Consider the following 17,018-nt stretch of genomic DNA (forward strand, 5'->3'; position numbering starts at 1 on the left):
CGCGCGCTCAGTCGAGGAGTTCGGGGGTGTCGGTGAGGGCGATGGCGATGTGCTCCATGCAGGCGTGACCGGCTCGTTCGGCGGCGGCCGCGTCGCCGGAGGCGATGGCGCGGGCGATCGCGTCGTGCGGGATGTGGCCGTTCTCCAGCGGCGCGCCCGCGGCGGCGATGCTCGCGCGCAGCGCCGCCGAGAAGTCCTTGTAGAGCTCGATGAGGACACGGTTGTGCGTGGCCTCGACCACCGCCACGTGGAAGGCGAGGTCGGCCTCCACGAAGGCCTCGACCTCGGCCTCGGCCCAGGCCTGCTCACGCCGCAGCAGCGCCGCCTCGATCAGCTCGATGTCCCCGGCCGTGCGCCGGACGGCCGCGAGCTTGGCGGCCTCCACCTCCAGCGCCCGCCGCACCTCGAGGATCTCGAGGTGCTCGGCGGTGCGCAGGCGGCGGGCCATGGCGCCCGAGAGCTCGCTGGTGGCTCGGACGTAGGTGCCGTCGCCCTGACGGCACTCCAGCAGACCTGCGTGGGTGAGCGCGCGCACGGCCTCGCGCACGGTGTTACGGCCCACGCCGAGCTGCTCGGCGAGCACCGTCTCCGTTGGGATCTTGGCGTGCAGCTGCCAGGACCCCGAGGTGATCTGCTCCTTGAGCTGGTCGATCACCTGGTCGACGAGGGAAGCCCGCTGAGCCGTACGCAGACTCACAGTCTGCCTCCTCCGGAGAAACCAATCATCCTACAAGTCAATGATTGGTCGACTTTAATTATTCCGGAGTCCCCTCGCCAAATCCGGTGGTCAGCGAGGGGGGCCTACCGTGCGAAAACCGTGGACGTGACGGTGCCTGCGACGGTCGACCTGACTCCGACCGCTTCGAGAGCCCTACGATACGCGCCGGTCTGCTGCTCGCGATGACCGGCCCTGCCCCACAGATCGCCCAGCTGACGCCACGCCGCCGCGGTCTCCCGGTCGCGGATCGCCCCCGCCGCCGGCACCGCCGAAAGGACGGCCTCGGCACGCTTGAGCGTCGTGACCGCGTCCTGGTCGGACCGTGCCAAAGCGACTTCGGCCCGCACCAGGTGGGCCGAGGCGGCCAGGGAAGAGGGCTCGCCGGTGAGCAGTTCGAGAGCCTGGCCGGCCAGTTCCTCGGCGCTGTTCGGGTCGCCCGTGCGAAGGCGGACGCGGGCCAGCACCAGCAGGCTGCGACCGTGCTCCATCGTCTCGGCCGACAGGGCCGAGAAGACGTCGCTCGCGCGACTGACGAGCTCGTCGATCTCGTGGACGTCGCCGTCGGCCGTGGCCGCGGTGATCTCGGCCCAGCGCATGGCGATCTTCGCCATCTGGACCGCGATGCGGGCGGGACGACCGGCGGAGATGGCGTCGTCGGCGAACTGCACGGCGAGCGCGGAGTCCTCGCCCTCGGCGGCCGAGATGCTGGCCTGCCAGAGCGAAAGGATCTCGGTCGTGCGGTCGACGGGCACCGGCACACCGGTCGCGGCGAGGACCTGCTCGACGTACGGCTGCCCGATCCCGGCGTCGGCCAGCGCCGCCGCCAGCTCGACGGCCACCTCGCCGTGCACGAGCGAGAGCCTCGTCACCTGCTCCAGCGCCTTGGTGCCGAGGTCGCGGGCGCGCATGACGTCACCCGCCCGGTGGTAGCACCGGCACAGCGCCACCGTGAGCGGCACGTCGGCCAGCCGCTCGGGGTGGGCCGCGGCCTCGCGGCGCAGGCGCTCGTACGCCTCGACGGCCCGCCCAAGCTTGCCCTGGGCCTCAAGGGCCCGTGCGCGCCCGAGACGGGCGTGCGCGGCGAGGAGCGCGTTGTCCTCGCCCGCCGCCTTGACGATGTCACCGAAACGGTCGGCGGCGAGGGCCGCGTCACCGTGGTGAAGCTCCAGTTCGGCATGGCGCAGCCCGAGCTCGGTGTCGATGCGCTGGCGCGGCTCGATCCCGTGGAGGAGAAACTCGGTGGTGCATCCAAGACGCTCGGCGAGCAGGCGGGCGACCACCGGCGTGGGCGTGCGCTTGCCGGACTCGATGAGAGAGACGTAACTGTCGGAGAGGTCCGGTCCGGCCAACTGGGCCTGAGACATTCGCCTGCTCAGTCGCAGTCCGCGGACGCGGTCACCGATGGTTCCCTGACTCGGCATGTGATCTCTTAGGGCGGGGATATGGTCAATGGTTCCGCCATGATGGCACGAAGCAGCCGAAACGGGTATACCCACGTCAAGAATCCCGAGGGAGAAGTGTGTCTCACCCCTCGGGATTCAGGACGAAACTGGACTAATCATCGTCGTCAGAGCCGGGAAAGAGCATCTGACAGACCTCGAGGTACAGGGTCTCGGGATAGGGGATGTAGGTGACCGTCGAAAGGGCCTGATCTTGACCGGCCGACTCCAGGACGAACTCGCCGTAGCCGAGAAGGCGGCCGAGGAGGGATCGCTGGAAACTCATGTCGGTGACCTTGCCGAGTGGCATCATCGCCACTCGGCGAGTTATCAGACCGGTTGTCAAGAGCATCCGTTTGGATGTCACGACGAAGTAGTCGACCGACCACTCGGCTACCTTCCACACGAAGCGGATCAGTAGGAGCAGCCAGGCCCACCACACGATGACGAGAGCCTGTGACCCTTGGTTCTCGCCGAGCCATTTGCTCAGCAGCCCCGCGAGGACCAGGCCGCCGAAGACCTCGGCGACCGGCCGTAACAGCACCGCTGGATGGCGCCGTACCATGATGACTTGGTGTTCGTGGGGGAGCAGGTAACGATTGACCGACGACGGAGCAGAGTCGCCGTGGGTCACAAGCCTCATGTGAGCTTCGCGACGAATACGGCCAGCGAATCCGCGGCGTTCACCACAGTGTTCATTGCCCCCTGGACTGCGCTTGCCGCGTCAGCCGGTCTGGTGAACAGGTAGAAAGCCACAAACGCGATGGCTGTGTACGTAAGAACCTTCTTGACCTGCACTGCCGCCTCCGTTTAACCACTCACCCACTGCACCCACCGTATACATTACCCAGCCCTTTGGCTCGGTAAAGCGCATCCCGACCCCACAGTATGTAGGGGTATGGATGTGATGTGCGTCACCCCTGCTCGTCGGTCACCGTGGCCAGCACCTGAAGGTGCTTGCGCGCGATGCGTTCGACCAGGCTGGGGTACGCATGACCCGTGACTTCCATCGCGCCGTGATGGGCGGCTGCGATGCAGCGCGTCACCGTCGCGGCGGGATGGACCCCGGCGAACTCGACCTTAAGCACGGTCTCGACCTGTGTATAGGCGTCAATGTCCGGCAGATGGTCCATAGCTCTCCCAGGTGTGCGTCCTCGGTCTTTTGACGAACCGGAACCTTGTCGTCACTGAGAGTACCCGTCGAAGCACACTTTGTAACAAGACGACGGTCAACCTGGGGAAGAAAGAGGAAAAGGAATCAGACGACGCCGTAGAGGCGGTCCCCCGCGTCGCCGAGTCCCGGCACGATATATCCGTTCTCGTTCAGCCGCTCATCCAGGGACGCGGTGACCACCCGCACCGGGCTGCCGGAGTCCCCGAACACCTTCTCCATGTACGCCAGGCCCTCAGGGGCCGCGAGCAGGCAGATGGCCGTGACGTCCTCGGCGCCCCGGTCGAACAGCAGCTGGACCGCCGCGGCGAGGGTGCCGCCGGTGGCCAGCATGGGGTCGAGGACGTAGCACTGCCGGCCGGACAGATCTTCCGGCAGGCGGGTGGCGTAGGTCTGGGCCTTGAGGGTGCCCTCGTCGCGGATCATCCCGAGGAAGCCGACCTCGGCGGTGGGCAGCAGCCGGGTCATGCCGTCGAGCATGCCGAGGCCGGCACGCAGGATCGGGACGACCAGCGGCACGGGCCGCGCGAGCCGTACGCCGTGGGCCGGGGCGACCGGGGTCTCGACCGTCACGTCGGTCACCCGGACGTCACGGGTGGCCTCGTAGGCCAGCAGCGTGACGAGCTCGTCGGCGAGCCGGCGGAACGTGGGGGAGTCGGTACGCACATCCCGCAGCGTGGTCAGCTTGTGGGCGACGAGCGGGTGGTCGACGACGAGGGTCTTCATGCCTGGTAACGGTAGCTGCTGTAGTGGGGTAAAAGGTACGACCAGGCCGGTAACGGCCATCACACTAAGCTGGACCCCGTGTCTCCCTCTTTGATCACAGTTTGCCAGAGAGGCCTACGGGGACAGCGTGATTCTGGGAGCATTACCAACTGTAAGAACCGCGTCGGTGGGGTGAAGATGACAGACGTAGACGCTCTTGACTTCGCCATCGTGGTGTACCGCGAGGACGACCGCTGGGAAGCCGAGATGCTGCCGGTGGGTCTCACGGCCGATCTCCATGGCCTGATCCACGCCCTTCGCCAGCAGCCCAGCATGGGCGCCACGATTGGCCTCGTCGCGGTGGGGGATGACTTCTTCGTGGCACTACGGGTGTTCGGCGAGCGCGTCGACGTCTTCCTCTCCGACATCACCGCGTCCTGGGACTGGCCCCTGGCCCAGCAGGTCCTCGAGTACCTCGACGTCCCGGTGCCCGAAGAGGAGGAGCTCGACATGGTGCTCCCTGCGGGAGACCTGTCGATCTTCTCCGATCTGGGGCTGGACGAGATGGAACTCGGCGCACTCTCCGGCGATCTCGAACTGCTTCCTGATGAGGTGCTTTCCAGCATCGCAGCACGGCTCGGGTTCTCCCAGCCGTTTGAACGTGCCGTCGACTCAGCCATCGGCTGACCTCGGGAGCCCCGATCATGCCCTCGAGACCAACAAACAGCGCTCTGTTCGCCGCGGCCTTCGTCCGTACGCCCAGCGGGTGGAACGGCGCGGAGGTCGATCTCTCGAACGCCGAGATCGCCGACGACCTCGGCGACGCCGTGCAGGAGAGCCTCGGTCTGCAAGGCGACGAGCTCGCCCTGCTCTGCGTCGAGGTGGAGGACGAGTGGTTCGCCATCGTCCGCTACGACGACGATGCCGAGCCGCGTGTGTTCCTCTCCGACGCGCACGCCGCGGCGAACGACTCCCTCGGCGAGCTCTTCACCGAGCTGGCCGGTGTCGTGGTGCCCGACAAGGAATCCGACCTCGGTGTCCGGCCCGCGGGTGACTTCGACCTGCTGAGCGACCTCGGGGTCTCCTCGGAGGAGCTGCTGGAGCTCAGCATGGAAGAAGGTGTACTGCCCGCCGACACCCTGTCGGTGATCGCGGAGAAGCTCTCCTTCGCCGACGAGCTCGACCGGCTCCACTAGCCCTCGTCCCGCGGTCCCTTGAACGGCAGGTCCTTCGAGCACGCCATGCGGCTCGCGCTCGCGCAGGCCGCGGACGCGGGCCGGCGCGGTGACGTGCCCGTCGGGGCCGTGGTCGTCGGACCCGAGGGCGAGGTGCTCGCCGCGGCAGGCAACGATCGCGAGGCGAGCGGCGATCCGACCGCCCACGCGGAGGTCCTCGCCCTGCGGGAGGCCGCCCGCGTGCGGGGCGAGTGGCGCCTGGCGGGCTGCACGCTGGTGGTGACGCTGGAGCCGTGCACGATGTGCGCCGGAGCCGCGGTCCTCGCGCGGGTCGACCGGGTCGTCTACGGCGCCACCGACGACAAGGCCGGCGCGGTGGGCTCGCTGTGGGACGTCGTACGCGACCGGCGGCTCAACCACCGTCCGGAGGTGGTCCTGGGCGTGCTCGCCGAGGAGTGCTCGGCCGTGCTGAAGGACTTCTTCTCAGGCCGTCGCCCATGAACTTCGCTCTTCTTCGCATACCGGACACTTCTGATGCGCGAACAGGGCCGCGGATCCGGTAGGCTGCTCGGCGGTGGAGTCGCCTAGTGGCCGAGGGCGCACGCCTCGAAAGCGTGTGATGGGGCAACTCATCCGTGGGTTCAAATCCCACCTCCACCGCCACCCAAGGGGCCCTTGGACCGCTCAGCCGGTCCAAGGGCCCCTTGTCATGTGCGGCCAGGCTCTGCCTACAGATCGCGAAACGGCTTGGCGTAGGTGAATTCGCCGCGCATCCCCGGCTCGTACGCCGTCAGCGTGCGCGCCTGGAAGTGCGATCGCCAGCCGGGAACCGGCGGCGTGATGCCGTATTCCTCGGCCGGCCGGAAACCGAACAGCGGGTAGTAGTCGGTGTGCCCCAGCAACACCACCAGAGGCTCGCCGAGCGCGTCCGCGGCCCCCAGCACGGCGTGCATGAGGGCGTGGCCGACCCCCTGCCGCTGGAACGCCGGAAGCACCCCGAGGGGGCCGAGGCCGAGTGCCGGGGTCGTCCCCACCGTGGCCCGGGTGCAGACGACATGACCCACGACGGCGCCGTCCCGGCCGACGGCCACCAGGGACAGCTCCGGAATCCAAGCGTCACAGGCCCGGAGGTCGTCGACCAGGCCGGCCTCCACGGGGATCTGGCCGGGTGACGCCGCGCCGGCGAAGGCGGCGGCGTGGACGTCGTGGATGGCCGGGACATCGGCTTTGGACTCGCGTCGTACGAACATCCGGCCAGCATCCCCAGCCTGGGCAAAGCGTGTCAATTGAATAATCGACCCTCATGCCGCGGCGCGTGGTCTGAAACCCCGGCGGTTTCCCTGAATCGGAAGATATCCGGCGCGGGAGAAATAGATAAATAAATGCGCCGTAGGGTTGAAATTACAGAACCAAGCCTTTGCCGCTTACCGGCTGCTCGCTTGATTTCGCCCAGTTAGGGTGAGATTTGTAGTTTCTCGCGGCGTTTTGGGCACCTCGAGTAACCAATGCGGCGCTCCGTCTGCCGGAGCCTCATCCCCGGCAGACCGTCTCGACAACGGAGTGATCTCTTATGCTCAGACAAGTAATCGCCACCGGGTTCCTGGTGGCCTCCGCACTGGTCGGCCCGGGAGCACTGGCGATGCACTCCGCCAGCGCGTCGACCTCCGCTCCCGCTTCCGTGGTCGCGGCCGCCCCCGGCACCGGCCAGCAGGGCAACGTCCGCTCCGACGACGGCCACCGGAAGAGGCACCACAAGCACAGGGGGCACCACAAGAGCCACCACCACAAGAGCCACCACAAGCGGCACCACCACAAGCGGCACCACCACAAGAGCCACCACCACAAGAGTCACCACCACGGCAAGAGCCACCACCGCAGCAGCCGTTACTGAGAACGGCGGCCGCCAGGCCCTTCTTCGTCGCCCCGGGAGGATCCCCTCGCGGGGCGACCCGCGCTGGTGCCGGAAAGTTCTCACATGGGAGAGGGCTCGTTCAGGGTGTCGACGTCGAGAACCCGGGCGTGGAGCACGGAACGCTGGTGGAGGGCGGCCCGGAGGGCACGGTGCAGGCCGTCCTCGAGGTAGAACTCGCCTCGCCACTGCACCACATGGGGAAAAAGATCGCCGTAGAACGTGGAGTCCTTGGCGAGCAGGGAATGCAGATCGAGCACCGCCTTCGTGGTGATCAATGAGTCGAGCCTGACCTGCCGAGGCGGTATCTGCGCCCATTCACGATGCGAGAGGCCGTGCTCGGGGTAAGGGCGCCCGTCGCCGATTGACTTGAAGATCACCCCATTGAGTTTAAGAGAGTTTCCGAGTCTTCCCTGCTTCGGCGGCTCGATCACGAGCCGCCGAGCGGGTCAGATGCTCCCGCGGAAGGTGTCGCACTTGGCCGGCTCGCCCGACGTGTAGCCCGTGCTGAACCACTTCATCCGCTGGTCGGCGGTGCCGTGAGTGAACGCCTCCGGGTCGACCCGGCCCTGGGCCTTCTCCTGGATGCGGTCGTCGCCGACGGCGGCCGCGGCGTCCAGAGCCTCCTGGATGTCGGTCTGCGTGAACGGCTTCTCGTAGAACCCGGTGTCCACGGCGTTCTTGGCCCACACGCCCGCGTAGCAGTCCGCCTGGAGCTCGAGGCGCACCGAAGCGCTCTCGGCGCCCTGGCTGTTGCCTCCGACGCGGTCCATCGTGCCGATCAGGTCCTGCACGTGGTGGCCGTACTCATGGGCGATGACGTACGCCTGCGCGAACGGCCCGCCCTTCGCGCCGAATTTGCTCTGCAACTCGTCGAAGAAACTCAGGTCGAGATACACGTGTTTGTCACTGGGGCAATAGAACGGGCCGACCTGCGAGGTCGCCTGGCCGCACCCCGTGTTGACCGCCTGGGAGAACAGCACCGTCTTCGCCGGGACGTAGGCGTTCTTGCCCCTGCGGTCGAAAGCGGTCTTCCAGTAGGCCTGAATGCTGTTCACCACGCCGACCACGCGGCAGTTCTCCGACTGGTCGGCGTCGGAGCCCTTCTTGCACTCCTGCGAGAGGTTGGAGGTCGGCGCGGTGCCGCCCGTGTCGCCGCCGCCCCGGCCGAGGATGTCGCCCGGGTTGACCCCGAAGATCAACGCCGCGATCAGGGCGATGATGCCCGCCGCCCCTCCTCCGATGGCGAGGCCGCCACCGGGAAAACCACCGCCGCCACCGCGCTGCTCGACCTGTGAGGCGTCAAGGTCGACATCGTCCCGGAAATCCATCGGCCCTTTTCCCTTTTCCTCAGTTCTGAGGTCTGCCTACCCCCGCTAGTTCCCCAGAGTAAAACGATCATGCGCGGGACCTATGGCCGTCCATGTGACAGGGCCTCGGCGGTCAAGTCCGCCACCGCCACGGGCCAACGGTTCGCCGTGATCGCGTGGGGCCGGGCGCGGGATGCGAGGTGGCCGGACGGGGGCTGGTTACTGTGCCGACCGAACCGCCGCCCAAAGTCACAAGGAGGTTACCGTGAGTGCGGACGATGATGTGCCGCCTCCCGCGTATTTCGTCCGGAGCCTGCCCGTCATGCCGACCGGCGCGTGGATCCGGGCGAAGGCGGTCTCACAGGGCCCGTTCCTCGCCGCCCTGGTGCTCGCCCTGGCCGCCGGCACCGGCCTCGGCCTCGGCGTCCGCCCCTCCTGCGAGCCCGCGGCCCCCGAGCGGCCCTCCACCGGCCCGAGACCCCCCGTCTCGCACGCCCCCACCCCCGGCCCGTACGTCGTCCGCGGCCACCGCATCCCGCCGGACCTCCTCCAGCACCCCTGGCCCTGACCCGGCGAAGACCGAACGAGCCGGAGAAAAGAGGGTGGCGGGGACCGGCTGCACGAGCGCGTCCCTGGCGTCGAATCGGCCCTCGCCACATGCGCGGTGGGTTGACGCTCGACGGTTGGGACCGGAGACCTCCGGAAAAGCCGACGGAGACGGAAAAGCACGAAGGCCCCGGCTGGATCGGTCCGGGGCCTTCGTGTTCTTGCTGCTCAACCAAGCGCGGAGGATAGGAGATTCGAACTCCTGAGGGGTTGCCCCCAACACGCTTTCCAAGCGTGCGCCCTAGGCCAACTAGGCGAATCCTCCGTCGAGAAGCTTACCGGACTCTGGGACCGCCGGAGACCACGGCGACGGCGACGAATCGGTCTCGGTCTTCGTATCGGGAGCGGCCACGAGCACTGCCGGTCACGGCTAGACTGTTACCGGACCCCTCGCACGGCGTCATCCTGTGAACCTCCCCAGGGCCGGAAGGCAGCAAGGATAAGCGGGCTCTGTCGGGTGTGCGAGGGGTCTCTTCGCTGGAGCCTCGGGACGGTGTCGTCGCATGAGTGAGCCGATCGGCGTCCATGACACCCGCAGGGCTCCGGTCACGTCGCACGCAGGCCCCCAAGGCGAGGAGACGGCATGAGTCTCGCCCTCTACCGAAAGTACCGGCCTGGGACATTCGCCGAGGTCAAGGGCCAGGAGCACGTCACCGAGCCGCTGCGGCAGGCGCTTCGCACCGGTCGCATCAACCACGCCTACCTGTTCAGCGGTCCCCGCGGGTGCGGCAAGACCTCCAGCGCCCGCATCCTCGCCCGCTCGCTGAACTGCGAGAAGGGCCCGACTCCCGACCCCTGCGGCGAGTGCGAGTCGTGCGTGGCCCTCGCGTCCACCGGGCCGGGCCACCTCGACGTCATCGAGATCGACGCCGCCTCCCACGGAGGCGTCGACGACGCGCGTGACCTGCGTGAGCGCGCCTTCTTCGCCCCCGTGTCCGCGCGCTTCAAGATCTACATCATCGACGAGGCGCACATGGTGACCCGCGAGGGCTTCAACGCGCTGCTCAAGCTCGTCGAGGAGCCTCCGCCCCACCTGAAGTTCGTCTTCGCCACCACCGAGCCCGAGAAGGTCATCGGGACCATCAAGTCCCGCACCCACCACTACCCCTTCCGGCTGATGCCGCCGGCGACGCTGCGGCAGCTTCTGGAGGAGATCCTCCAGTCGGAGTCGGTGCCGTACGAGCCCGCCGCGCTGCCGCTGGTGGTGCGCGCGGGCGCCGGTTCCGCGCGCGACTCCCTGTCGATCCTCGACCAGTTGCTGGCCGGGGCCGACGACGCCGGCATCACCTACTCCCGCGCGGTGTCCCTGCTGGGGTACACCGACGGCGACCTGCTCGACGAGATCGTCATGGCGTTCGCCAAGCGTGACGGCGCCGCGGTGTTCCAGGCCGTCAACCGGGTGATCGAGGGCGGCCACGACCCCCGCCGGTTCGCCATGGATCTTCTCGAGCGCTTCCGCGACCTCGTGGTGCTCGCCAACGTCCCCGGCGCGGCGGCCAGCGGCCTGCTCGACCGCCCGGCCGACGAGCTCGAGCGGCTGGTCGAGCAGGCGACCTCGATGGGGCCGGCGGAGCTCACCCGGGCCGCCGAGGTGTTCAACGCCGGACTGACCGAGATGCGCGGCGCCACCTCGCCGCGGCTGCTGCTCGAGCTGATGTGCGCACGCGTCCTGCTGCCCGCCGTCGACCAGGGCGAGGCCTCGCTGCTCGCCCGGCTGGAGCGTCTCGAACGGGGCGGGGTCGCCGCCGGGGCCGTCCCGGTGGCCGCGGCCGTGCCGGCCGTCGGCCCGTCCGTTCCGGTCGCCGCGCCGCCGCAGCCCGCGCCGTCCCCTGTCCAGCAGCCAGCGGCGCCGTCCCCCGCTCCACAGGACGCGACACGCGCGCCCGCCGCGCGTCCGCCCGCCGACGACTGGCCCGCGCCGTCCCGGCCGGGTGCCCCCCAGGCTCCCGCCCGCCAGCCGGAGGCGGCCCCGGCGGCTCCCGCGGCCCCGCCCGTCCAGACGCCCGCAGGCGGCGCATTCCAGCACACCTGGCCACAGATCCTCGACGTCCTCAAGCGGCGGTCCCCCGCCGTGTGGGCGAACGTCAACACCAACTCGCAGCTGGCCGGCGTCGAGGGCAACATCGTGACGCTGGGCTTCAGCCAGGTCGGCGCGATGCGCAACTTCGTGAACGGCGGCAAGGACGCCGTGGTCGCGGCGGCTATCGCCGAGGTCATGGGGGGCACCTGGCGGGTGGAGGCCGTCGTCGGCAACTCTCCGGGCCCGGCGGCTCCCTCCTCCGGCCCGGCACAGGCCGTACGGCCGGCGGCGGCGCGTCCCGCGCGGCCCGAGCCCCCGCAGCCGGCGCAGAGGGGGCCTGCCGTCCCCCCGCAGGCGTCGCGCCCGGCTCCCGCGCCGGCGCCGCAGGCGGTCCCGGAGCCTTCCGACGAACCGTGGCCCGACGCCCCCACCGACGACGAGGGCCCGGCGCCGGGTCCCGGTCCCGGCCTCGCCGCGGCCCGTTCGGCGGCGCGCTCGGCGGCCCAGGCGGGCCCGCGTCAGGCGCCCGCCGCGGCCTGGCCCGACGCCGTCCCCGGCCGTTCGAGTTCGCCCGCCAGCGAGGCGGACGAGGTCGACCCCGACAACGACGCGGACGCCGACACCGACTCGCTGACCGGGCTGGCGCTGGTCCAGCGCGAGCTCGGCGGGCAGATCATCGGGGAGATCGACCACACCTGAGGCCGCGGCCCGGGGGCAGGGGCCCTGTTGACCGGGCCGGGGAAGTCTTGGCGCGAGCCTGGCGTCTTCGGGCCGGCCCGTGGCCGTGTCATGGGTGGGGGCGGGTGGTGGCCGTGCCGGCTTGGCCCGGCGATGTACCGGCACCGTCCCCCGCTCGCCCGGCTACGTCTCCGACCTGCGCCCACCGCCCGTTCCGCGGCGCCTCCGGCGGGCCCGCACACGTCAACACCGCCCTGCGCCAGTGCAACATGCGCGGTAAACCCCGTAGGCTCGTGCCACACGCGAAGCCATGAGGAGCGCATGATCGTGAATCCAGGGGATGTCAATTTGCAGCAGTTGCTGGAGCAGGCGCAGCTCATGCAGCAGCAGCTCGCGTCGGCGCAGCAGGAGCTGAGCGACGCGGAGGTCGAGGGCACCGCCGGTGGCGGCCTCGTCGTCGCCACGGTGAACGGCAGCGGCGAGCTGCTCGAGCTGAAGATCAGCCCCAAGGCCGTCGACCCGGGCGACCCGCAGGAGACCGCCGACACGATCGCCGACCTGGTGATCGCCGCGGTGCGCGACGCCGTGCGGGCCGCGTCCGAGCTCCAGCAGGAGAAGCTCGGGCCGCTGGCCCAGGGGCTCGGCGGAGGCGGATTCCAGCTGCCAGGATTTTAACCGCCATGTACGAAGGGGTCGTCCAGAACCTGATCGACGAGTTGGGCCTGCTGCCCGGCGTCGGTCCGAAGAGCGCGCAGCGGATCGCCTTCCATCTGCTGTCCGCCGACCCGGCCGACGTCAAGCGGCTGGCGCATGCCCTGCTGGAGGTCAAGGAGAGGGTCCGGTTCTGTCGCGTCTGCGGGAACGTCGCGGCCGAGGAGGAGTGCCGGATCTGCCGGGACGCCCGGCGCGACCCCCATGTCATCTGCGTCGTCGAGGAGTCCAAGGACGTCGTCGCGATCGAGAAGACGCGCGAGTTCCGCGGGCGCTACCACGTGCTCGGCGGGGCGATCAGCCCGATCGAGGGCGTCGGCCCCGACGACCTGCGCATCCGCGAGCTGATGACGCGGCTCGCCGACGGGCAGGTCACCGAGCTCATCCTGGCGACCGACCCGAACCTCGAGGGAGAGGCGACGGCGACCTACCTCGCCAGGCTCGTCAAACCCATGGGTTTGAAAGTCACGAGATTGGCGAGCGGTCTGCCAGTGGGCGGAGACCTCGAATACGCCGACGAGGTCACATTGGGCCGCGCTTTCGAAGGACGGAGGCTTCTGGATGTTTGACGAGTGGAGCGCTCTCGCGGATCGCGTCGCGGCACACGCGCAGAACTACCTCGACGGCCTGACACGGTTGGCGGGCGGCGAGGGCGGCGACGCCATGCTCGCCATGCTGCTCGTGGAGGTCTCCCAGGTGAGCCTGGCGGGCGCGCAGCTCGGTGCGGCCCAGGACGTGATCCTGCAGGGCAACTTCGAGCCCCCGACCGGTCCCGACCCCGACCTCGACGGGGTGCGGACGGCCCTCGCCACGCGTCTGGGCCCCGTGGACGACTACGCGGAGGTCTTCGACCCCTACAAGGACACCGTCGTCACGCCGTACCGCCTGTCCGACGACCTGACGGCCGTCGCGGCCGATCTCGTCCACGGCCTGAGCCACTATCGGGCGGGACGCCCGCTCGAGGCCCTGTGGTGGTGGCAGTACTCCTACTTCAACACCTGGGGCAACCACGCGGGCGCCGCCATGAGGGCCCTGCAGTCCCTCGTCGCCCACGCCCGCCTCGACGTGGTGGAGGAGACGACCAGCGCGTAGCCTGCCTGGCCTCGCTGCGCTCGTGCCCATGGCCTCGCTGCGCTCGGCGGCGAGGGGCGCTCCTTGAGGCGGCGGGCTTCGTCGTCGTCCGGGTTCGTTCCTCACCCTCCCTCCTCCTCACCCCACCGCCGCGCCCCTCGCGGGCCGAATGTCCACATGGTGGTTAAAACAGTTGGGCGTTTTGGAGGCCCCAGTAGACTGTGAGCTCCGCAGACTGAACCTTTGGGAGACATCCCGTGGCGCTCGTTGTCCAAAAGTACGGTGGTTCCTCCGTCGCCGACGCTTCCCGCATCAAGCAGGTCGCCCAGCGGATCGTCGCCACGAAAAAAGCCGGCAACGACGTCGTCGTGATCGTTTCCGCGATGGGGGACACGACCGACGAGCTGCTCGATCTCGCGCAGCAGGTGTCGCCGCTGCCCCCCGGGCGCGAGCTCGACATGCTGCTGACCGCCGGTGAGCGCATCTCCATGGCCCTGCTGGCGATGGCGATCGCCAACCTCGGTCACGAGGCCCGGTCGTTCACCGGCTCGCAGGCCGGCGTGATCACCGACTCCACCCACGGCAAGGCGCGCATCATCGACGTGACGCCCGGTCGTATCCAGGAGGCGGTCAGCGCCGGCCAGATCGCGATCGTCGCCGGCTTCCAGGGGGTGTCCCAGGACACCAAGGACATCACGACTCTCGGCCGGGGTGGCTCCGACACCACGGCCGTGGCCCTCGCGGCGGCCCTCGAGGCCGATGTCTGCGAGATCTACACCGATGTCGACGGCATCTTCACCGCCGATCCGCGCATCGTCACCGCCGCTCGCCAGATCCCCCGCATCTCCTATGACGAGGCGATGGAGATGGCCGCCTGCGGCGCCAAGATTCTGCACCTGCGCTGCGTGGAGTACGCCCGGCGGTTCAATCTGCCGATCCACGTCAGGAGCTCGTTCAGCAGCAGGGAAGGCACATGGGTCGTCTCCGATCCCAACACTGAAGGAAACGAGATGGAGCAGCCGATCATCTCCGGTGTCGCACACGACCGGAGCGAGGCAAAGATCACCGTCGTCGGGGTGCCCGACAAGGTCGGAGAGGCCGCGGCCATCTTCAGGACGCTCGCCGACGCCGAGATCAACATCGACATGATCGTGCAGAACATCTCGGCCGCGGCGACGGGCCGCACTGACATCTCCTTCACGCTGCCTTCCGCCGACGGCGCGACCGCCGTCACGGCCCTGAAGCGCGTCCAGGAGCGCATCGGCTTCGAGAAGATCCTCTTCGACGACCAGATCGGCAAGGTGTCGCTGATCGGCGCGGGCATGCGCTCGCACCCCGGCGTCACGGCCAAGTTCTTCGGCGCCCTCGCCGACGCCGGCGTCAACATCGAGATGATCTCGACGTCCGAGATCCGCATCTCGGTCATCGTCGGGCAGAACGAGGTCGACGCCGCCGTCACCGCCGCCCACCGTGAGTTCGACCTCGACGCCGACCAGGTCGAGGCCGTCGTCTACGGAGGCACCGGACGATGACCGATCAGCGACAGCACGCCGCCGAGGAGAATGACCGCGCAGTGAACAAGCCCACCCTGGCCGTCGTCGGCGCCACCGGCGCCGTCGGCACGGTCATGCTCGACATCCTGTCCAACCGTCCCGACGTGTGGGGCGAGATCCGCCTCATCGCCTCCGCGCGCTCGGCGGGCAAGAAGCTCGTGGTCCGCGGCCGGGAGGTCGAGGTCATCGCGCTCTCGCCCGAGGCCTTCGACGGGGTCGACGTCGCCATGTTCGACGTGCCGGACGAGGTGTCGGCCGAGTGGGCGCCGATCGCGGCGTCCCGCGGAGCGGTGGCGGTCGACAACTCCGGCGCCTTCCGCATGGACCCCGACGTCCCGCTCGTGGTCCCCGAGTGCAACGCCGAGCAGGCGCGTGAGCGGCCCAAGGGCATCATCGCCAACCCCAACTGCACCACCCTGTCGATGATGGCGGCCCTCGGCGCCCTCCACCGCGAGTTCGGCCTGCGTGAGCTGGTCGTCGCGTCCTACCAGGCGGTGTCGGGCGCGGGTGTCGCCGGGCCCGAGCGGCTCTACGACGAGATCGCGGCCGTCGCGGGCAACCGCACGATCGGCACCGTCGCCGGTGACGTCCGCAAGGCCGTCCCCGACCTGGTCGACTCGCCGTTCCCCGCGCCGCTGGCGTTCAACGTCGTACCGGCGGCGGGCTCGCTCAAGGAGGACGGCTGGTTCTCCGAGGAGCTCAAGGTCCGCAACGAGTCCCGCAAGATCCTCGGCATTCCCGACCTCAAGGTCTCGGCGACCTGTGTGCGGGTCCCCGTCGTCACCACCCACTCGCTGGCCGTGCACGCCACGTTCGAGCGGCCGGTGACCGTCGAGCAGGCCCGGGCCGTGCTGGAGGCCGCCCCGACGGTCGTGGTGCTCGACGATCCGGCGAACAACGTCTTCCCGACGCCCGCCGACGTCGTCGGCACCGACCCCACCTACGTCGGCCGCCTCCGTCAGGCGCTCGACTTCCCCAACACCCTCGACATGTTCGTGTGCGGCGACAACCTCCGTAAGGGCGCCGCGCTCAACACCGCCGAGATCGCCGAGCTCGTCGCCACGGAGTTCTCGGCGTAGCGAGCCCTCTCTTCGATCACCCCGGCCCGCGTCCCGCGGGCCGGGGTGATCGCTTGCCAGGGGGCGGCGGTCAGGTGAACGTGATGTCCCAGTGGCTCGGTTCGTCGGCGTAGACCGTCCTGCCCTCGGGACGGTTCTCGTAGAACAGCCGGGCGCCGTCGCCGCGTACCCGGCCGGGGCTCCTGCCGCGTACGAAGCGGTCGACGCACCGGTTGTGCGCGACGTCGAGCTTGTAGCCCTGCCCGTGGCTGCGGCGTCCTCCGGCGTGCCCCACCTCGGTTCCGCCGGTCACGAGGATGCGGCAGCCGCTGCGGCGCTTGAGGTCCACCACGCCCCACAGGGTTCCGAGGCGTACCGAGTCCAGTGACGTGCAGGAGGGCCGGTGGCGGTTCGCGCAGTGGCCCGACGAGCGGCGTCGCAGGCCCTCCTGCCGAAGCCGCCAGGCGGCCTGCCGGTGCGACAGCCTGACCTCCCGGTACTGGAGGTGCTGTCGCCAGAGCGCAGGGCTGATCAGGAAGGCGCTGCCGGCCTGCCGTGCCTGCTTCCCGGCCCCGGGCGCCGCGAGCAGCGCCTGGGCCGGTGAGTACCTCCGGAGCCGCTGCGCCCCGGGCTGGTTCGGCCGTTCGCGCAGGGCGCGCGGGAGACCGGCGTCCGGTCCGCCGGGTGCGGCCGCGGCGGCGTGCGCCGCTCCGGCCAGTGTCGTCACTGTGATCTGCATGGCGAGCAACGCGCAGGCACCGAGCCACGCGGGTCCTCGTCTGCGTGGACGCAAACCCATATTGATCCTCTGTCGCAGGGCGCCCCTCCGCCACGAAGATCTATCCCACCGTCGGAAAGTGGCGACTCCACTACTCTGCGTGTTTTTGCGGGAAA

The 17,018-nt window shown here is 69.4% G+C and carries 21 protein-coding genes, 2 tRNA genes and 1 other RNA gene; 13 read left to right on the forward strand and 11 right to left on the reverse strand.

Features of this window, described 5'->3' with window-relative positions; all coding sequences use genetic code 11:
* Positions 1–7: 7 nt before the first annotated feature.
* The 6 genes from KIK05_RS15710 to upp form a co-directional block, all read right to left on the reverse strand.
* Positions 8–697, reverse strand: a complete 690-nt coding sequence (locus tag KIK05_RS15710; protein ID WP_214411444.1) for a FadR/GntR family transcriptional regulator — start codon at positions 695–697, stop codon at positions 8–10.
* Positions 698–801: 104 nt separating this feature from the next.
* Positions 802–2,139 carry a helix-turn-helix domain-containing protein gene (locus tag KIK05_RS15715; RefSeq protein ID WP_214411445.1) on the reverse strand — a complete coding sequence of 446 codons (1,338 nt, stop codon included), beginning with the start codon at positions 2,137–2,139 and terminating at the stop codon, positions 802–804.
* Between the two features lie 133 nt (positions 2,140–2,272).
* Positions 2,273–2,800 (reverse strand): PH domain-containing protein, encoded by a 528-nt coding sequence (locus KIK05_RS15720; RefSeq protein WP_214411446.1) that lies wholly within the window; start codon positions 2,798–2,800, stop codon positions 2,273–2,275.
* The gene (locus tag KIK05_RS15725) at positions 2,797–2,955 is read right to left on the reverse strand and encodes a hypothetical protein (protein ID WP_214411447.1); all 159 of its coding nucleotides are present in this window, start codon (positions 2,953–2,955) and stop codon (positions 2,797–2,799) included. Before KIK05_RS15725 ends, KIK05_RS15720 begins: the two co-directional genes overlap by 4 nt.
* A gap of 116 nt (positions 2,956–3,071) precedes the next feature.
* Positions 3,072–3,290: a three-helix bundle dimerization domain-containing protein gene (locus tag KIK05_RS15730; protein WP_214411448.1), complete on the reverse strand. Its 219-nt coding sequence runs from the start codon at positions 3,288–3,290 to the stop codon at positions 3,072–3,074.
* 125 nt (positions 3,291–3,415) lie between these two features.
* Complete coding sequence (gene upp, locus KIK05_RS15735; protein WP_214411449.1) at positions 3,416–4,054, reverse strand: uracil phosphoribosyltransferase; 639 nt, start codon at positions 4,052–4,054, stop codon at positions 3,416–3,418.
* A 177-nt stretch (positions 4,055–4,231) separates the two neighbouring features.
* Between upp and KIK05_RS15740 the strand changes: the two genes are divergently transcribed.
* The 4 genes from KIK05_RS15740 to KIK05_RS15755 all read left to right on the forward strand — a co-directional run bounded on the left by KIK05_RS15740 (position 4,232) and on the right by KIK05_RS15755 (position 5,871).
* Complete coding sequence (locus tag KIK05_RS15740) at positions 4,232–4,720, forward strand: tRNA adenosine deaminase-associated protein (RefSeq protein ID WP_214411450.1); 489 nt, start codon at positions 4,232–4,234, stop codon at positions 4,718–4,720.
* A gap of 17 nt (positions 4,721–4,737) precedes the next feature.
* Positions 4,738–5,229 (forward strand): tRNA adenosine deaminase-associated protein, encoded by a 492-nt coding sequence (locus KIK05_RS15745; RefSeq protein ID WP_214411451.1) that lies wholly within the window; start codon positions 4,738–4,740, stop codon positions 5,227–5,229.
* A gap of 45 nt (positions 5,230–5,274) precedes the next feature.
* Complete coding sequence (gene tadA, locus KIK05_RS15750; RefSeq protein ID WP_214411613.1) at positions 5,275–5,709, forward strand: tRNA adenosine(34) deaminase TadA; 435 nt, start codon at positions 5,275–5,277, stop codon at positions 5,707–5,709.
* A 72-nt stretch (positions 5,710–5,781) separates the two neighbouring features.
* A tRNA-Ser gene (locus KIK05_RS15755) sits at positions 5,782–5,871 on the forward strand.
* Between the two features lie 65 nt (positions 5,872–5,936).
* Here KIK05_RS15755 and KIK05_RS15760 read toward each other — a convergent pair.
* On the reverse strand, positions 5,937–6,458 hold the full coding sequence (locus KIK05_RS15760) for a GNAT family N-acetyltransferase (RefSeq protein ID WP_214411452.1): 522 nt from the start codon (positions 6,456–6,458) through the stop codon (positions 5,937–5,939).
* 320 nt (positions 6,459–6,778) lie between these two features.
* Between KIK05_RS15760 and KIK05_RS15765 the strand changes: the two genes are divergently transcribed.
* Entirely contained in the window at positions 6,779–7,099 is a 321-nt protein-coding gene (locus tag KIK05_RS15765) for a hypothetical protein (RefSeq protein ID WP_214411453.1), read from the forward strand.
* Positions 7,100–7,179: 80 nt separating this feature from the next.
* On the opposite strand, the gene KIK05_RS15770 is transcribed toward KIK05_RS15765, so the two are convergent.
* Positions 7,180–7,497, reverse strand: coding sequence for a type II toxin-antitoxin system VapB family antitoxin (locus KIK05_RS15770; RefSeq protein ID WP_214411454.1), 318 nt, complete (start codon positions 7,495–7,497; stop codon positions 7,180–7,182).
* A 69-nt stretch (positions 7,498–7,566) separates the two neighbouring features.
* Positions 7,567–8,448, reverse strand: coding sequence for a KPN_02809 family neutral zinc metallopeptidase (ypfJ, locus tag KIK05_RS15775; protein ID WP_214411455.1), 882 nt, complete (start codon positions 8,446–8,448; stop codon positions 7,567–7,569).
* A gap of 244 nt (positions 8,449–8,692) precedes the next feature.
* On the opposite strand from ypfJ, the gene KIK05_RS15780 reads away from it, so the two are divergent.
* On the forward strand, positions 8,693–8,995 hold the full coding sequence (locus tag KIK05_RS15780; protein ID WP_214411456.1) for a hypothetical protein: 303 nt from the start codon (positions 8,693–8,695) through the stop codon (positions 8,993–8,995).
* A 217-nt stretch (positions 8,996–9,212) separates the two neighbouring features.
* Here the strand turns inward: KIK05_RS15780 and KIK05_RS15785 are convergent.
* Positions 9,213–9,298 (reverse strand) — tRNA-Ser (locus tag KIK05_RS15785).
* A 116-nt stretch (positions 9,299–9,414) separates the two neighbouring features.
* Between KIK05_RS15785 and ffs the strand changes: the two genes are divergently transcribed.
* The 7 genes from ffs to KIK05_RS15820 all read left to right on the forward strand — a co-directional run bounded on the left by ffs (position 9,415) and on the right by KIK05_RS15820 (position 16,145).
* An RNA gene (ffs, locus tag KIK05_RS15790) (signal recognition particle sRNA small type) lies at positions 9,415–9,510 on the forward strand.
* Positions 9,511–9,616: 106 nt separating this feature from the next.
* Complete coding sequence (locus KIK05_RS15795) at positions 9,617–11,752, forward strand: DNA polymerase III subunit gamma and tau (RefSeq protein WP_214411457.1); 2,136 nt, start codon at positions 9,617–9,619, stop codon at positions 11,750–11,752.
* Positions 11,753–12,058: 306 nt separating this feature from the next.
* A complete protein-coding gene (locus KIK05_RS15800; RefSeq protein ID WP_214411458.1) occupies positions 12,059–12,406 on the forward strand; it encodes a YbaB/EbfC family nucleoid-associated protein in 348 nt (115 codons plus the stop codon).
* 5 nt (positions 12,407–12,411) lie between these two features.
* Positions 12,412–13,011: a recombination mediator RecR gene (recR, locus tag KIK05_RS15805; protein ID WP_214411459.1), complete on the forward strand. Its 600-nt coding sequence runs from the start codon at positions 12,412–12,414 to the stop codon at positions 13,009–13,011.
* A complete protein-coding gene (locus tag KIK05_RS15810; protein WP_214411460.1) occupies positions 13,004–13,534 on the forward strand; it encodes a DUF5063 domain-containing protein in 531 nt (176 codons plus the stop codon). The genes recR and KIK05_RS15810 overlap by 8 nt, the downstream gene beginning before the upstream one ends.
* A 236-nt stretch (positions 13,535–13,770) precedes the next feature.
* Entirely contained in the window at positions 13,771–15,045 is a 1,275-nt protein-coding gene (locus tag KIK05_RS15815) for an aspartate kinase (protein ID WP_214411461.1), read from the forward strand.
* Positions 15,042–16,145, forward strand: coding sequence for an aspartate-semialdehyde dehydrogenase (locus KIK05_RS15820; RefSeq protein ID WP_214411462.1), 1,104 nt, complete (start codon positions 15,042–15,044; stop codon positions 16,143–16,145). The genes KIK05_RS15815 and KIK05_RS15820 overlap by 4 nt, the downstream gene beginning before the upstream one ends.
* A 70-nt stretch (positions 16,146–16,215) precedes the next feature.
* On the opposite strand, the gene KIK05_RS15825 is transcribed toward KIK05_RS15820, so the two are convergent.
* A complete protein-coding gene (locus tag KIK05_RS15825) occupies positions 16,216–16,863 on the reverse strand; it encodes a hypothetical protein (protein WP_214411463.1) in 648 nt (215 codons plus the stop codon).
* Between the last annotated feature and the right edge of the window lie 155 nt (positions 16,864–17,018).

This window comes from Sphaerisporangium fuscum, assembly GCF_018531465.1.
GTDB lineage: Bacteria > Actinomycetota > Actinomycetes > Streptosporangiales > Streptosporangiaceae > Sphaerisporangium > Sphaerisporangium fuscum.

What these genes read in the sequence shown, in the direction of transcription:
- ypfJ (WP_214411455.1), bottom strand. Translation starts at nt 8,448, where the DNA reads ATGGATTTCCGGGACGATGTCGACCTTGACGCCTCACAGGTCGAGCAG.
- KIK05_RS15740 (WP_214411450.1), top strand. Translation starts at nt 4,232, where the DNA reads ATGACAGACGTAGACGCTCTTGACTTCGCCATCGTGGTGTACCGCGAG.
- upp (WP_214411449.1), bottom strand. Translation starts at nt 4,054, where the DNA reads ATGAAGACCCTCGTCGTCGACCACCCGCTCGTCGCCCACAAGCTGACC.
- KIK05_RS15825 (WP_214411463.1), bottom strand. Translation starts at nt 16,863, where the DNA reads ATGCAGATCACAGTGACGACACTGGCCGGAGCGGCGCACGCCGCCGCG.
- KIK05_RS15720 (WP_214411446.1), bottom strand. Translation starts at nt 2,800, where the DNA reads ATGAGGCTTGTGACCCACGGCGACTCTGCTCCGTCGTCGGTCAATCGT.
- KIK05_RS15730 (WP_214411448.1), bottom strand. Translation starts at nt 3,290, where the DNA reads ATGGACCATCTGCCGGACATTGACGCCTATACACAGGTCGAGACCGTG.
- KIK05_RS15745 (WP_214411451.1), top strand. Translation starts at nt 4,738, where the DNA reads ATGCCCTCGAGACCAACAAACAGCGCTCTGTTCGCCGCGGCCTTCGTC.
- KIK05_RS15795 (WP_214411457.1), top strand. Translation starts at nt 9,617, where the DNA reads ATGAGTCTCGCCCTCTACCGAAAGTACCGGCCTGGGACATTCGCCGAG.
- KIK05_RS15760 (WP_214411452.1), bottom strand. Translation starts at nt 6,458, where the DNA reads ATGTTCGTACGACGCGAGTCCAAAGCCGATGTCCCGGCCATCCACGAC.
- KIK05_RS15810 (WP_214411460.1), top strand. Translation starts at nt 13,004, where the DNA reads ATGTTTGACGAGTGGAGCGCTCTCGCGGATCGCGTCGCGGCACACGCG.
- KIK05_RS15820 (WP_214411462.1), top strand. Translation starts at nt 15,042, where the DNA reads ATGACCGATCAGCGACAGCACGCCGCCGAGGAGAATGACCGCGCAGTG.
- KIK05_RS15715 (WP_214411445.1), bottom strand. Translation starts at nt 2,139, where the DNA reads ATGCCGAGTCAGGGAACCATCGGTGACCGCGTCCGCGGACTGCGACTG.
- KIK05_RS15765 (WP_214411453.1), top strand. Translation starts at nt 6,779, where the DNA reads ATGCTCAGACAAGTAATCGCCACCGGGTTCCTGGTGGCCTCCGCACTG.
- recR (WP_214411459.1), top strand. Translation starts at nt 12,412, where the DNA reads ATGTACGAAGGGGTCGTCCAGAACCTGATCGACGAGTTGGGCCTGCTG.
- tadA (WP_214411613.1), top strand. Translation starts at nt 5,275, where the DNA reads ATGCGGCTCGCGCTCGCGCAGGCCGCGGACGCGGGCCGGCGCGGTGAC.